Source organism: Kurthia sibirica (assembly GCF_003143975.1).
GTDB lineage: Bacteria > Bacillota > Bacilli > Bacillales_A > Planococcaceae > Kurthia > Kurthia sibirica.
This window is the reverse complement of record NZ_QFVR01000015.1, coordinates 59,425-75,041: the sequence shown is the minus strand read 5'-3', so window position 1 is coordinate 75,041 and position 15,617 is coordinate 59,425. Positions and strand designations below refer to the sequence as shown.

Here is a 15,617-nt window from a genome sequence, read left to right as displayed (position 1 = left end):
TGGAGCCGTGCCCGCGAAAAGCGTCCGCCGGAACGGAATCAACGGCTACGAGAAAAAGCGAGGACAGGAACGAAATTCGTTCCTGTCCTCGCTTATCTGTGCATAAGTGGACTTTTTCAGTGCCCTCCCATTAAATTAGGTATTATTACAATACCCGATTTAATGGAGGTGTTTTGGTTTGTCCTATGTTTTTAGGTCAGCGTGAATTCACATTATGATTGTTACAGAAGGTTTTATTTACTCGGTTTGATCATCTTCAATTTCCCGCTGATCCGTGCGTTCGAAAAGTAAAGGAGTCCGTTCTAACTGCGTAATAAATGATTTAGATTTAAAACGCATACCGGCTTTTTCCTCATAAATAGTACCGACTATATTTTTTATAAAACGTTTTGTATCTTTTTTCAGCTCAAGCTTTCCAATTTGGTCAATGGGTGTCATATAAAACATTCGAATGAGCTTTAACTGAGTAGGTGTCAAGCGAATAATATACGGATCGCGATGAAAGCAACGATGACATAAAAAACCACCTTGATCAAAAGAAAAAGCAAATTCACCATCGACTGCACCACAGCTTGCACACTGTGATAACGTTGGTTGTACCCCTGTGTAGGGTAACATTTTCCACTCGACAAACATTGAAATAGCTTCCGGATCATATCCTTCTTCAATTGCATGTAAGGCTTGCTTTAAAAGATTGAAGGCAAATGGTTCAGGTTTATCATTTTCTACTAAGCGATCAATCATCTCAACTATGTAACTAGCATAGGCTGTTGCTTCGATATCTGCTTGGATATGGCGCATTGAATCAATGGCTTCTCCTTGCTGCATCGTACCCATACCTTTACCTTTTTGAACTAAAAAGATGCCGTGCATAAACAATTGCGAGATACCAGCGAGGCGGCTCGAGGGCTTTTTTGCTCCCCTTGCCATCACTGCTATTTTCCCTGCTTCTTCCGTCATAAGAATGACGACCTTATTAGACTCGCCATAAGGTCTGTTTTTCAAGACAATGCCTTCCAATTTGTTTAGCAAAGTCCGTCACTTCCCTCTTAGTATTCGTCGTCGCGGTAACCATAGTCTTTTAGTTGAGAAGAACGATCACGCCAATCTTTTTGTACTTTTACCCACAGTTCTAAAAATACTTTTGAACCAAGCAGATTTTCAATATCTTTACGCGCACGTGTCCCTACTTCTTTTAACATAGAGCCTTTTTTACCGATAATAATTCCTTTTTGTGAATCACGTTCGACGATAATAGACGCCATAACATGGACACGTCCCGTTTCTTCATCCACTTTGATTTTTTCAATTTCAACTGCAACAGAGTGAGGAATTTCATCACGTGTTAAGTGAAGTACTTTTTCACGAATCATTTCAGAAATAATAAAACGTTCAGGGTGATCCGTCACTTGGTCTGCAGGATAATATTGTGGACCTTGCGGTAAGTATTTTTTGATTGTTGCCAGTAAAGAATCCACATTACGACCTTCTAAAGCAGAAATTGGAATCACTTCAGCAAAATCAAATTCATGACGATATTCCTCGATTTTTTTCAATAAATCATCCGGGTGGATTTTGTCGATTTTGTTGACTACAAGGAATACAGGTGTTTTAGAGCCTTTGAGCATTTCCATAACATATTGGTCACCGGCCCCAAGTTTTTGCTCTGCGTTAATCATAAACATGATTACTTCTACTTCACGTAATGCATTTTTCGACACTTTCAACATAAATTCGCCTAGCTTATGCTTTGGTTTGTGAATACCCGGTGTATCGATGAAGATCATTTGAGCATCATCCGTCGTTAAAACACCTTGTACTTTATTTCTTGTTGTTTGTGGCTTATCGCTCATAATAGCAATTTTTTGGCCAATTACATGATTTAAAAATGTTGATTTACCAACGTTTGGACGCCCGATAATCGAAATAAAACCTGATTTAAATTCTTTGTTTTCTTGCATGTATTACATCCTCCGAGTAAAGGTGTCAGGCAACTTACAATCGCTGTCATATCCTGAGCAACACCTTTTAATTTTGTAAATAAACGGGTACTATTGGCTCTATATTGCAAACCAACCTCTCCTTTTCTATCAATTGTACTAGTGCCATCGCTCCATTTTACATAGTCATGATAGATTAAACCATTTTGGGATAAAGATCATGACAGCAATTATAACGCTAGCTATTGCGAAGATGAGTACAGCGCCTGCCGCTAAATCCTTTGCAGCTTTAGCAAGCGGATGTATATCAGTCGTTGCGAGATCAACCATATTTTCAATTGCAGAGTTTATTAACTCTAATGATAACATGCCGGCAATGACAAGTACGATAATTATCCACTCAATTTTACTTAAACCAGTAAAAATTGCCGCGATTATCACAATAATCATCGAAAGTAGATGAAAACGGAAATTTTGTTCTTTACTAGCCAAGACAATGCCTGCAAAAGCATACTTAAATGACGTGAAAAATTTAGTGACGTTCATTGGTGTCACGTGATAAGCCAAAGGATTCTAAAATCTCATCTTGCTTACCAAACATAATTTTCTCATCCTCTGCTACCATATGGTCATAACCAAGTACATGTAAGAAGCCATGGACAGCTAAAAATCCTAATTCACGTTCAAATGAATGACCAAAATCTGCTGCTTGTTCGGCTGTACGATCAATAGAAATAATAATATCACCTAATACGCGAGGCATTCCCGGTGCAATTATCTCTATTTCTCCTTCACCAAGCTCTTCCAAAGCAAAGGAAATCACGTCAGTTGGTGCATCTTTTTGACGATATTCCTTATTGATTTCGTGAATTGCATCATTGGTTACGAAAGTGATGGATAATTCAGTACCATCTTCTATATTTTCAACTTTTGCAGCATGTTGTAATAAGTCTTCAACTAATTTCATATCAGTTTCTTTTACTTTTGTTGTTTCATCTAAAAAATCAATGTGTAATGACATGGTCGTTCCTCCTAAGATTTACTCTCTTTTGGGTATTCAATGCGCGAATGAAATGTACCATTCAACGTCTCACAAAATACCTTTTCAATCGTTTTTAACTCTTTAATGGATAGGTCACACTCATCAAACTGACCATCCATTAATTTGTCCTGTGCAATGGCATGTACTAATTTTTTTATCTTCTCAGCATTGGGTTCTTTTAATGACCGAACCGCCGCTTCAACACTATCTGCTACACAAATAATGGCGTTTTCCTTCGTTTGCGGCTTAGGTCCTGCATAACGAAATTTATTTTCATCAATTGTGTCATCCAGTTCCTTCGCTTTAAAATAGAAAAACTTCACAAGCGTTGTACCATGGTGTTGCTGTGCTACATCTATGATTTCTTTTGGCATTTTATGCTTTTCTAAAATCTTTACGCCATCAGCTACATGAGAAATAATTATATCGCTAGATGCGTCTGGTGGCAACTGGTCATGAGGATTAAAACCATTCATCTGGTTCTCTACGAAAAATCCAGGCCTTACCGTTTTACCGATGTCATGATAATAACAGCCAACCCTTGCCAGTAAACCATTTGCTCCAACTGCTTCACATGCTGCCTCAGCTAAGTTTGCAACCATAATACTATGATGATACGTCCCTGGTGCCTCCATGAGTATCTTTTTTAATAAAGGATGATTCGGATTGGACAATTCGATAAGCTTAAAGCTTGAAATTATGCCAAATCCTGACTCAAGGAATGGTAAGATGCCAATCGCAAATGCCCCAGAAGCAAGAGCGGATACAATCGCTGCAATTAAGTAGTACGTCAGTTCTTTTGCTTCATAATTTGTTTGTGTTAATAAGAGATAAAAAGCAATATATAAAATATTAATTGCCGCTACTTGGAAACTCGTTTGCAAGATTTTTGAGCGATTTTCAATACGTCGTGTAAAAATAATACACGCCATACCACCAATAATAATATAGAGGGCTACTTCCATTTGAATCACCGTTGAATAGCCTTCTTGGAATATGATTCCTGCTGATAAGCCAAGCATAACAGTCGTAAGAATTGCTGTTCTTTCACTTACTAAAATTCGGAGCAATAATGGTGCGATTGCTGTTGGGAAAAGGAAACCTATAATCACTTCAAATTCCCCTTCTAATATATTGAAAAGTTCCATTGTTGCAATCGAAGCTAAATACACTATGGATGTAATGAATACATCTCGTGTTTTAATAATATCGGTTTTATCTTTATTTGAGCGGAACAATGAAAACAGGAAGATCATCTGTAACAAAATAAGTAACGCTAATCCAAACATTGGTTTTTTTGATTGATGCGTCGATAATAACCCTGTTAATTCCAATTGATGGTAAATTGCGCGATCGACCACTTGACCTTCTTGGACGATTATTTGACCTTGTAAAATGCGTGTAGGATCAACATTTGAACGTGCAAGTTCAATTCTTTCTTTTGTTGCCTTTTCATCTTTTGTCTCATTGACAATCAGTGCATTGCGCGCTATGCGAATGCCAATCCCTTTGAGTTTTTCAGGGAAGCTCGAACTGTACCGGATATTCCGTTCAACTGTTGCTTTGGCATCTGCTAATTGATCTTCTCGAATCGGTACTGACATTTGATCAGTCACTGCTCGAACAATATCATTTCGAGCTTGTTTAATTTCAGTTGAAGATGCTTTTAACAATACGTGCAAATCAGTATCTGTGAGCTTCACACCCGGAAAATCTTCCGCTAAATTGGCTAAATCTTTTTTCAAAGCCGTCGTTTGCTTATCTAGTTCCTTACGTTTAACTTTAACAGATTCACCTTTTATTTTACTTTGATTTTCAACGACATAGTCAAAAAATGTATTGACTAATGAGACTTGATTTTTACCTTTTTCCTCCGAATACATGTAAACCGGTGTTACTTCTTCTGCTGCTGCATCTCGATCTTTTTTCGTCTTTTCCGTATCTTCTACAGTTTTAACAGAACGAATCGTTTCAGGTGAAACTTGAAAGAGCTTTAAGTCGTAGTGCTGCCCTTTCACATCATTAGACATAAGTAAATATTGTAAAACACCGGTGATTAACAGCACCGAAGCTAGTAATATCGGAAAGCGTATAATCTTTAAAAGCTTCGTAATAAAAGCTGTCATATTTTTCACCCCTCATTATGTATAAATACCCTAAATGGCGTATAATCGAACTACTTTTCCTCATTTAATACAATAAAAACGCGCCATGAAAAAAGACGCGTTTTGGACGTTCTTTTATTGTTCAGTTGCTTCATGTTCGTATGCTTCAATAATTTTCGCTACAAGTGGATGTCTAACAATATCGCCCGTCTCCAATATTTGGAATGATACACCCGAAACATCACGCAATAAATATTCTGCATGTGTTAACCCAGAAGCTAAACCTCTCGGGAGATCAATTTGAGTTTTATCGCCGGTAATAATCATTTTCGAGTTAAAACCTAAGCGTGTTAAAAACATTTTCATCTGTGCTTTTGTCGTATTTTGAGCTTCATCTAAAATAACATAGGCATCATCTAGTGTCCGCCCCCGCATATACGCTAAAGGTGCTATTTCAATTGTGCCACGCTCAATCATTCGTGTCGTTTGTTCCAAGCCTAAGACATCATGTAATGCATCATAAAGTGGTCGTAAGTATGGATCTACTTTTTCTTTTAGATCTCCAGGTAAAAAGCCTAAACTTTCGCCTGCTTCAACTGCTGGTCTCGTAAGGACAATGCGCTTTACTGCATTATTTTTTAATGCTACGACTGCCATAACAACAGCTAAATATGTTTTACCCGTACCTGCGGGACCAATACCAAAAACGAGGTCTTTATTTTTTATTGCCTTAATATAGTTTCGCTGACCAATTGTTTTTGCACGTATGATCTTCCCTTTTGTATTACGTGCAATTTCTTCATCATACAGTTCCGAGAAGTATTCAATCGTACCTGATTTCGACATTTCAATTGCAGACAATACATCACGCTGATTAATATTAATCGATTTTCGAATGACGAAGAGTAATTGCTCGACAAGTGCTGCCGCATCTTCTTTATTTGACTCTTCTCCGACAATGACGATTGCATCGCCCCGTGTAATAATCTGAATGTCGAATGATTCTTCAATTAGCTTCAAGTTCGCATCGGAAATGCCTAGGAGCATTACCGCTTCGTTCGGATCTCTTAACGTAAGCTGAATTGGTTGTTGTTCAGTCATGTTTTGTCTCCTCTAGTAGCGTATAACTTTTTATACAAAATCCGATTACATCGCTACATATTATTGTCTGTATAATAATAACAATTCTACATTTCTAGCTTATCATTCCGTTTCGATTCGTGCAAAAATTTTGCAGAAAACACAGTGGAATTAATGAATTCTTAACAATTGTATGTCGTTTTATTTGTATATATTGTTTATAATGCACCACTAATTTAAAAAAACTACAATCAAGTGAAATAATTGTTTGCTTTTTTTCACTAGTTCAAATGCGAATCTCCTGTCAAATCAATGTCATACGCATCGATAAAAAAGTTCTACGTCAAATCGAGGGCACTGAAAAAGTCCACTTATGCACAGATAAGCGAGGACAGGAACGAAATTCGTTCCTGTCCTCGCTTTTCCTCGTAGCCGTTGATTCCGTTTTGGCGGACGCTTTTCGCGGGCACGGCTCCAGCCTTCTCCCTCGCTTCGTTTCGGACGAATGCTTTCCACAAGCTCGCAGCTACTGCAGAGAGTGTATTATTTGAAAAACCTAACCATAAAAAAACACTTAGCTTTTCAGCTAAGTGTTTTTAGACAGCGCGTATTAACGACGCTTTGATACGGGTGGTGCTAGTATTTCTGACATGATAATCGCCTGCGCTAATTCCTGCGTATTATTTGGGAAAATACCAGATGTATTATGATGCTTCGACGCTTCTAATGTTTTTTCTCTTTTTGCTTGTAACGCATGGGATCTGGTCAAGATCGAGCTTGAACCTCTACTCGACTCTTTTGACAGTTCCCGTTTTGACAGTTCTCTTTTTGCCACTTGACGTTTTGATGTTTCTCGCGACATCTCACGTGCTGGTTTCGAATCTTCTGTCGATTCCTCCGCAGGTGGTATTTGACGCTCCATTGAAGGGCGGTTAGTCGTTCTGCTTGAAGTTTGAGTAACTTTTTTCTCGATTTCTTGAGCAACCTTCGTCATATAATCTTCTAAGCTTTTTGTACGTGGCTGTGAAGATTTCTCACTCGGTTTACTTGGACTTTGATTCATTGTAGGCATTTGCTTATTGCTCTCTTTAACTTCTTCATCCTTACCCTTTTTTAAGAAAAAGCCGACCAATGATACAATTGCAAAAATGATTAATCCTTCCATATGTCAACCTCCTTACGGAAATACTTTGAAAGTATTATTCTTCGCCTTTATTTGAACCTTTATCCATTTTACTAATCGATTGTCTCATGCTTGTATCTGCTTGAACATTTTGATAGTTCATGTAATCCATTACACCAAGATTACCTAATTTGAAAGCCTCTGCAAGAGCCATTGGTACTTCTGCTTCTGCTTCTACAACTTTTGCCTTCATCTCCTGTACTCTTGCAACCATTTCTTGCTCATTTGCTACAGCCATTGCACGACGTTCTTCTGCTTTTGCTTGTGCAATATTTTTATCTGCTTCAGCTTGCTCAATTTGCAATTCTGCACCGATATTTTTACCGACATCAACATCTGCAATATCAATCGATAGAATTTCAAAAGCTGTACCTGAATCTAACCCTTTTGCTAAAACAGTTTGAGAAATCATGTCTGGATTTTCTAAAACCTGTGTATGACCTTTAGCGCTACCAATTGTTGAAACAATCCCTTCACCTACACGGGCGATAATTGTCTCTTCACCAGCACCACCGACAAGACGATCAATATTTGCACGAACTGTAATACGCGCTTTTGCTTTTACTTCGATCCCGTTCATTGCAACACCAGCGATAAAAGGTGTTTCAATCACTTTTGGATTTACTGACATTTGTACTGCTTCCAATACATCACGACCTGCTAAATCAATAGCCGCTGCACGTTCAAAAGTTAACTCGATATTCGCACGATGCGCAGCGATTAGCGCATTCACGACGCGGTCAACATTACCACCGGCTAAATAATGACTTTCCAATTGGTTAATGGAAGCTTTAATTCCTGCTTTATGTGCTTTGATTAAAGGATTGACGATACGTGATGGAATAACGCGGCGTAAACGCATACCAATCAATGTGAAAATACTTACTTTAACGCCCGCTGCTAATGCTGAAATCCATAGCGCAACTGGCACAAAAGTGAAAAGAATTGCTAATAAAATAATCGCTACGACTACGACGATAATTGCTGTAATCATACCACTTGTTAAAACTGCTGTATCCATTTGATTGCCCCCTACTATTTTTTCTCACGAACGACTATACGTGAGCCTTCTACTTTGATGATGACAACAACTTTGTCAGCATCTATAAAACTACCTTCTGAAACAACGTCTAGTCTTTCTCCTTCGAGCATGGCTACACCCGAAGGTCTTAACGCAGTTACCGTCGTCGCTTCTTTTTCAAGAAGCTCAGTTCTGTTTACATTTGACACGTATCCGCTTTCAGTATCTGTAGCATCTGATAGTACCATACGACTTAATACAGACATCTTTTTACCGAAAATCTTCACTAAAACCACCATCCCTATTATTGCAGCTAATATCGCTACGACTATTGCATACGCCGTCCAGATAAAATCAGCACCTGAATAAAGTATACTACCTACGATAGCAATTAGACCAATAAATCCTACAACCATCCCTGGTACAAGTAGTTCTAAAAAAACAAACGACACACCAATTACGAATAGTATTATTGTCCAAAAATTTGCAAAGCCTGCTAGAGAATGTCCAATAAAAAAGACAAGTAGTAAAATCGAGCCAACAATCCCACCAATTCCTATACCTGGTGAAAATAGTGAAGACACTAACGACAAACTAATAATAGGAAGTAAAATCATAACGACAACTGGATCTGTAATAAATCCAACGAACGAGTCTAACATCTTATCACCTCTGCGCTAATCCAAATAACTTTCGTCACCTATTCTACGGAAGAAAAGTTAAATGGTTTCATTTTTTTCACTATTTTTGAATTCTTTTTGATTCTCTGATTACCTGTAATGATAATCGCACTAATATAATTAAACTTAGGAATAATCCGATAAATGCTGCGGTATTTAAATAAATCGTAATCGTTCCACTCATAAACTGTGCAATTGCCAAGATTGCTACGGATAGTCCACCAAAAGTAATACCGACTAATAACAACATAAACTGCGAAAGCCATTTTGTCATAAAAGCCTTATTAGCTGTATTGGAAGTGAAATCCATCGCAACTTTTACTTCACCTTTTTCTAAATTTCTCGTAAAGTGGTCTAAACGTCGTGGAAGATCACGTAAAACAGGTAACATCATCACAACTTCTTCTTGTAATGTCTTCTTAAATTCTTCGGCTTTTGCTTTAACATTTTTCATTGTTATTTGCGAACCTGCAAACTTCGATGCATAAGCAAAGGCATCAAAATCTCGTGACACACTTTTAATGGTTCCTTCTAAAATAATGAGCGCGCGCATCGCTACGCTTACCATTGGAAACAATTTCATATGATGATTTTGAATGATCGTAAAAATAGATTGCACAAGTTCAGTCGTAGATACATGATCTAAATATGTTAGGCGTGCTAAAAGTTGTTCGATGTCTTGTTCAAATGACTTATCCGACAAGTGTTTTTCATCTTCTACAAGATGTCGTATTGCCTCGATGAATACCTTTGGATCTCTACGATGATAGCCGATGAACAACAAAGTTAATCCCCGTTGTTCCTTCGCTCCAATACGACCGACTGCACCAAAATCAAGCATAGCTACCTGCCCTGTCTCTTTTAAAACATGAATATTTCCGGGGTGAGGATCACCATGAAAAACGCCGGCGACGAGTACTTGATGTAAAAAGCTTGTAAATAACTCTGCTAATACATCTTGCTGTGATCGACCTCTGACAGCCAATACATCCTTAGCTTCTGTTATTTTGACACCATCTACATAATCCATTACTAAAATAGTCGAATCGCTTACTTCAGGGTAAACTTTTGGTATTTGAACATTTGAATCAACTTGCTTTAGCGCATTTGAAATTTGTTCCATATTTCGCAACTCTATATCAAAATTGATTTCTTCTCTCATATTATTTGCAAAACTAGTCGCTAAATCTAAAAAGCCTAGATTTTCTGCCCATAGCGATTCTTCATTTAACCATGCTGCAAAATTAATTAAAATATCTAAATCATTTTTCAATAGTTCTGTTATATCTGGACGCAATACTTTAACGACAACCTTTTCATGATTTTCAAATAATAAGGCTTCATGAACTTGGCCAATAGAACCAGAGGCTAGTGGTTCCATATTAAATTTTGTAAACTTTTGTTGCCAATTCTTGCCGTACGCTGCTTGTAAACGTGTTTCAATTTGTTGATTTGTCATTGGTTTAACATTTTCTTGTAATTGAGATAGTTCCTCAATAAGTGCTTCTGATAGAATATCTTTTCTCGTCGATAACATTTGACCAAATTTAATAAAAAGTCCATCACTTTCTTCTAACATCATTCGAAAAGAGCGGGCAAAACTTCGCTCACCTTCTGAAGTTCTTCGAAAACCAATCGCTTGACCAATGCCATGCTTGACGGCAATACGTAATACGGAGGCCAATCTTCTTTGCATGCGCCATCTGCTAATAAGCTTCACAAACATGTTTTGTTTTGCTTGCTCATTTTGCAGATTACTTCTCAAATGACCCGCATCAAAAAGTTCCAACACCAGTTGGATTAGCATCGTGATTAATAACATACTCGCAATCCAAACAGCCGTTGTAAAAAAAGCCGACTCTTCTTGTCCTGCTGTACTTGGGAAATTCGTAAAACGTAAATATGCGTACCAATACACGCTTGAAGTAATCGCTACACTTAAAATAACAGCGACCATTCTTTTAATCATATTTAATTTTGTGCCGATTAAACGGCCTGTTACAATATAAACAATAATACTGATCACCAATAAGCTAATTATCCATAATATCGTCATCAACATCGCTACACCTCATTTTAAATCCCATCATCTTCTAACTACTATTAAACCATAGAAAGAATAATCATGCGTAGGACGAGCTATCGAAGTAGTTGGAATATATAAACTATTCATTTTATAAGGTAGATGCTAACGATACAATTAACTGGAAAATAAGTAATTTATCTTTCTTTTTTATATAACAATTATGACATTTCATGCATTACAATTGGCAAGTTGCTTATTTAGATGTAAAATGGGATTATCAATTTATAAAGAAAAGGTGGCGATGAGTTTTGAAAAAAAATTGGATTTTTTTCCTTGGCGTTGGTGCTTGGGTTACTCTAATTGCATCATTTTTTGAACTAACAAGCATTCCCGTCTTCAAAAGTTTTCTAAATAAAATTATGTCTCAACCAAATCCATTTACAAGTGGCCTTGCCGTTATTTTGATGGGTATTGTTATTTGGTATATTTTAAAGGGTATCGAGTTAGGAAAAAAAGAAGTTTCTTAACGCCTACATAACATACCCTCATATTACTGTCTTAATAAGTTTATAATCCCCTTTCTGTCACGAAAGATTGGCTGCTATTATATTCTTGTTGGACAGTTTTTTCTATTGTATAAAAAGATGAGCCTGGAACAGAACAAAAATAGTATGTCTCTCATACAAATAATCAAATCAATTGAACGCACAGAAAACCCCACAGGAACGCAGTGACAAGGCGTTTGAAACCATGTCCGCGAAAAGCGTTTTTCGAAAATGAATAATCCCGTATGATTTCGAAAAATCATACGGGATTTTTTCTGTTGAAAATACGTTTGTCTCAGGCCATCTTTTTATACAATATACTACACTATCTCGTAAAAGCTGCCGCAACTCCACCATCAACTGTTAGCATGCAACCAGTTGTTTTAGAGGAAGCTTGTGAGGCAAAAAAGGCGATTGATTTTGCAATGTCTGCCGGATAAATATTTTCCTTCAACACGGTTCTTGCCTTATAATGATTTTCAAGTTCATCAGGGTCGATTTTATATGCAGCTGCTCGTTCTTCCCGCCATTTTGACCCCCAAATTGCCGATCCTTGTAAGACAGCATCTGGCAATACAGAATTTGAACGAATGCCATAATCGCCTCCTTCAGCGGCAATACATCGTGCTAAGTGAGTCTCTAATGCTTTAACAGAACTATAGGCGGCAGCATTTTTTCCTGCGTAAATTGAGTTTTTAGAACCTACAAAAATAAAATTCCCACCAAGCTCTTGCATCTTCATAATTTTGAATCCTTCTCTAGAAACAAGGAAATAACCCGTTCCAAGAACTGCCATATTTAAATTCCACTCATCCAATGTTGTATCTTCAAATGGACTGGATGTTGCTAAACCTGCATTATTTACAACAATATCGACGCCGCCATATGTTAAGATCGTTTGACGAAAAGCTTCTACAATTTCTTCCTCTTTTGTCACGTCCATTTTAATAGCAATTGCTCGATTGTCACCAAATTGTTCATTAATAGACAGCGCTACTTTTTGGGCACCTTCTAAATTTAAATCGGCTAATACAATATGAGCGCCACCTCTAGCAAATTCTCTGCATGTTTCACTACCTATTCCTCCAGCACCACCCGTCACAAATGCAATTTGACGAGAAAACTCGCCTTCTTTAGGTGCTAAGCTAAGCTTGTATAATTCAAGAGGCCAATATTCAATTGCAAATGATTCTGCTTCAGATAATGATGTGAAACCACCTAATGCATAAGATCCTTTCATTACGACAATTGCTCGATGATATAAACTATTACTTATAAAGCATGACTTGCTATCCTTTCCTAAATTCACCATGCCAATCCCTTGAATTAAAATCACGCGAGGCGATGGGGTAAACATTTTATCATTAGGCCCTTTATGCAACTCAAAATATTTGATATATTGCTGTTGATATTGTTTAATGCCTGTACGAATTACCTGTTCGATTGTTGCTTCGTCTTGGTCCCATTCTATAAATAATGGCGTCATTTTTGTGTGGACTAAATGATCTGGACAAGCTGCACCAATTGCACTCAGATTTTTAGCCTCTACACTATTTACAAATTCAAGTACTTCCTCGGACCTATCATAATTGGCGATGAGACGTTCATAGTTTGATGCCTCACCTCGAATAATCGGCAAAATCGTTTCAAGTATTTGTAGTGGGTTTTTATGGGGGGCCACTAATTGCCCACCAAATAATTCCTTTTTTTTCATTGCGTGATCAAGATAGTTTTGAGCTTCATTGATTACTTCAATCGTCTTTGTATATGATTCAAGTGCCGTATTTCCCCAAACAACTAAACCATGCTTTTCCATTAACACTAATTCAGCATTTGGATTATTTTGTACGGCCTCCGCTATCATTTTTGATAATGTAAAGCCTGGTCGAATATAGGGTACCCATACAAAACGTTCTCCATAAATTTCCTTCGCGATAGCGCGACCATTTGGTGCACAACAAATACTAATTATTGCATCCGGATGTGTATGATCTATATGTTTGTATGGGAGAAATGCATGTAGTAATGTCTCGATTGATGCACGAGGATCATTCTTATTAATCATACAATGCTCTAAATAAGCTACCATTTCCTCATCCGACATAGTTTCTCTTTGTTGTAATTCTAATAAATCATCCAAATTTAATGCCGTAAAATTTGTCGCATTCATCGTGGCTAAATCTGAACCGCTTCCTTTTACCCACATCATAGTAACTTCTTCATCTTTAAAGTTTTTTGCCGTAGTTTTGAAAGAAGTATTCCCTCCTCCCCAATTACAAACACGTCTATCCGAGCCAATTAAATTGGAACGATAAGTCAATTCTTCAATAGTATCTTTTTCGATACCATTATTTTCTTCCCATAATAATTCAACCATTTTTAATCCCCCTCATTTTGCATACTGAACAGCATTCTCATCACATCATCCTTATGAAGTGTTTCACCCAATTTTTGATATAACGTATACTTTTCTTCATACGTATTTTTAGTTGCTTGATATACCTTACTTTGTACTTTACTGTTGTCTCTGTTGGTACTCTTTCCGCTAGCTTGTATAGCCAATCTCGCAGCACCAACTGCCGGTATTTCTGGTACAGAAATCACTTGAATCGGGCGTTGTAAAACATCTGCATATAATTGCATCAAAAATTCATTTTTCAGCGGAATCCCCCCTGTAAAAATAATTTCATTGACTGCTACACCATGATTCGTGAATAATTCGATAATTTGACGTGTCCCAAATGCTGTAGATTCAAGCAGCGCTCGATAGCGATCAATTGCTGTAGTCGACAATTTTTCACCTATGACAACACCCGATAGTTGTTGATTCATATAGGGTGACCGATTGCCATGATGCCAATCTAAAATGACTAAACCATGTTCTTTATGTTGTTCTTTTTCTGCTATAGAATTTAAATAATCATATATATTTTGATTATTTTCATGAGCGGCCTCGCTGTATTTTGGAGGCAGTTGCTCTTGAATAAAGGAAGCAAATAAATCTCCCACTGCAGCTTGCCCTGCTTCATAAGCATATAATCCTGGTAAGATACCATCCTCAACAACACCAGCGACGCCTGGAATAATACATTCTTCTTCACTTAATAACAAATGGCATGTAGATGTACCCATAACAACCTGTAACACACCCGGTGTACTGATTTTTGCCCCTGGAACTGCTGCATGGGCATCTATTAAACTCACACTAACAGCTACTTGATCATGTAAATTTAACAACTCACTAAATTCTTCACATAAAGTACCAGCAATGGTCCCAACAGATTGAACAGTACCTCTTAATTTTGTGTCATATATTGTTGAAAAATCACTATCAATATCATTTAAAAGGCGCTGTGATAAATAACCATTTTTCTTTTCCCATAAACCTTTAAATCCAGCATGACAACTACTTCTACTAATCGTATTTGTCAATTTTGATACCAGCCAATCTCCGGCTTCAATATAAAGGTCCATCTCTTTAAAAAGTGCCGGTGCATCATTCTTTACTTCCAATAGTTTTGGTAACAACCATTCAGATGAAATGCTACCACCATAACGGGACAATAGTAATTCATCTTTTAATACATCATTAATATGATTTGCTTCTTTTTGTGCGCTATGACTTTTCCATAATTTAGCATATGCATTTGGCTCGTTTTTGAAAATAGGCACTTGACTATAGGGCATAAAATTTTTATCCACAGGTAAACAAGTGCAACTCGTAAAATCAATGCCCATGGCTACAATTAGTTTTTTATCGATTAGCTGATCGTTCATCAATGTCGTCACAACTGCGATTAATCCGTCGATATACTGTTGTGGATCTTGAAGAATTTGTTGTTCTTTTTTTATGCTATTTTGTAAATTCCCTATCATTTCATCATCTTTATAATAATAACTAACTGTTTTAATTGTCTTTTCTGAATAACTATTATAAAGAATGGCACGACATGATGCCGTTCCAAAATCTACACCTATACTGTACATAACCAATC

13 protein-coding genes are annotated in these 15,617 nt (G+C 37.2%); 1 reads left to right on the top strand and 12 read right to left on the bottom strand.

All coding sequences use genetic code 11. The features are described from left to right. Positions 1 to 237 precede the first annotated feature (237 nt). The 10 genes from recO to DEX24_RS11460 form a co-directional block, all read right to left on the bottom strand. Complete coding sequence (gene recO / locus DEX24_RS11505; RefSeq protein ID WP_109306575.1) at positions 238 to 1,032, bottom strand: DNA repair protein RecO; 795 nt, start codon at positions 1,030 to 1,032, stop codon at positions 238 to 240. A gap of 17 nt (positions 1,033 to 1,049) precedes the next feature. After that, positions 1,050 to 1,961: a GTPase Era gene (era, locus tag DEX24_RS11500; protein WP_109306574.1), complete on the bottom strand. Its 912-nt coding sequence runs from the start codon at positions 1,959 to 1,961 to the stop codon at positions 1,050 to 1,052. A 165-nt stretch (positions 1,962 to 2,126) separates the two neighbouring features. Then, complete coding sequence (locus tag DEX24_RS11495; protein ID WP_109306573.1) at positions 2,127 to 2,486, bottom strand: diacylglycerol kinase family protein; 360 nt, start codon at positions 2,484 to 2,486, stop codon at positions 2,127 to 2,129. Beyond that, on the bottom strand, positions 2,473 to 2,961 hold the full coding sequence (gene ybeY, locus DEX24_RS11490) for an rRNA maturation RNase YbeY (RefSeq protein WP_109306572.1): 489 nt from the start codon (positions 2,959 to 2,961) through the stop codon (positions 2,473 to 2,475). The genes DEX24_RS11495 and ybeY overlap by 14 nt, the downstream gene beginning before the upstream one ends. A gap of 11 nt (positions 2,962 to 2,972) precedes the next feature. Then, on the bottom strand, positions 2,973 to 5,108 hold the full coding sequence (locus DEX24_RS11485) for an HD family phosphohydrolase (protein ID WP_109306571.1): 2,136 nt from the start codon (positions 5,106 to 5,108) through the stop codon (positions 2,973 to 2,975). Positions 5,109 to 5,222: 114 nt separating this feature from the next. After that, on the bottom strand, positions 5,223 to 6,188 hold the full coding sequence (locus DEX24_RS11480; RefSeq protein WP_109306570.1) for a PhoH family protein: 966 nt from the start codon (positions 6,186 to 6,188) through the stop codon (positions 5,223 to 5,225). A 589-nt stretch (positions 6,189 to 6,777) separates the two neighbouring features. After that, on the bottom strand, positions 6,778 to 7,332 hold the full coding sequence (locus tag DEX24_RS11475) for a hypothetical protein (protein ID WP_109306569.1): 555 nt from the start codon (positions 7,330 to 7,332) through the stop codon (positions 6,778 to 6,780). 34 nt (positions 7,333 to 7,366) lie between these two features. Continuing rightward, complete coding sequence (gene floA / locus DEX24_RS11470) at positions 7,367 to 8,371, bottom strand: flotillin-like protein FloA (RefSeq protein ID WP_109306568.1); 1,005 nt, start codon at positions 8,369 to 8,371, stop codon at positions 7,367 to 7,369. A 14-nt stretch (positions 8,372 to 8,385) separates the two neighbouring features. Further along, positions 8,386 to 9,033 carry an NfeD family protein gene (locus DEX24_RS11465; RefSeq protein WP_109306567.1) on the bottom strand — a complete coding sequence of 216 codons (648 nt, stop codon included), beginning with the start codon at positions 9,031 to 9,033 and terminating at the stop codon, positions 8,386 to 8,388. 79 nt (positions 9,034 to 9,112) lie between these two features. Then, the gene (locus DEX24_RS11460) at positions 9,113 to 11,107 is read right to left on the bottom strand and encodes an ABC1 kinase family protein (RefSeq protein WP_170112922.1); all 1,995 of its coding nucleotides are present in this window, start codon (positions 11,105 to 11,107) and stop codon (positions 9,113 to 9,115) included. A gap of 278 nt (positions 11,108 to 11,385) precedes the next feature. On the opposite strand from DEX24_RS11460, the gene DEX24_RS11455 reads away from it, so the two are divergent. Further along, the gene (locus DEX24_RS11455; protein WP_109306565.1) at positions 11,386 to 11,604 is read left to right on the top strand and encodes a hypothetical protein; all 219 of its coding nucleotides are present in this window, start codon (positions 11,386 to 11,388) and stop codon (positions 11,602 to 11,604) included. A 343-nt stretch (positions 11,605 to 11,947) separates the two neighbouring features. On the opposite strand, the gene DEX24_RS11450 is transcribed toward DEX24_RS11455, so the two are convergent. Further along, positions 11,948 to 13,999 (bottom strand): bifunctional aldolase/short-chain dehydrogenase, encoded by a 2,052-nt coding sequence (locus DEX24_RS11450; RefSeq protein ID WP_109306564.1) that lies wholly within the window; start codon positions 13,997 to 13,999, stop codon positions 11,948 to 11,950. A gap of 2 nt (positions 14,000 to 14,001) precedes the next feature. Beyond that, complete coding sequence (locus tag DEX24_RS11445; RefSeq protein WP_109306563.1) at positions 14,002 to 15,609, bottom strand: ribulokinase; 1,608 nt, start codon at positions 15,607 to 15,609, stop codon at positions 14,002 to 14,004. Positions 15,610 to 15,617: the final 8 nt, after the last annotated feature.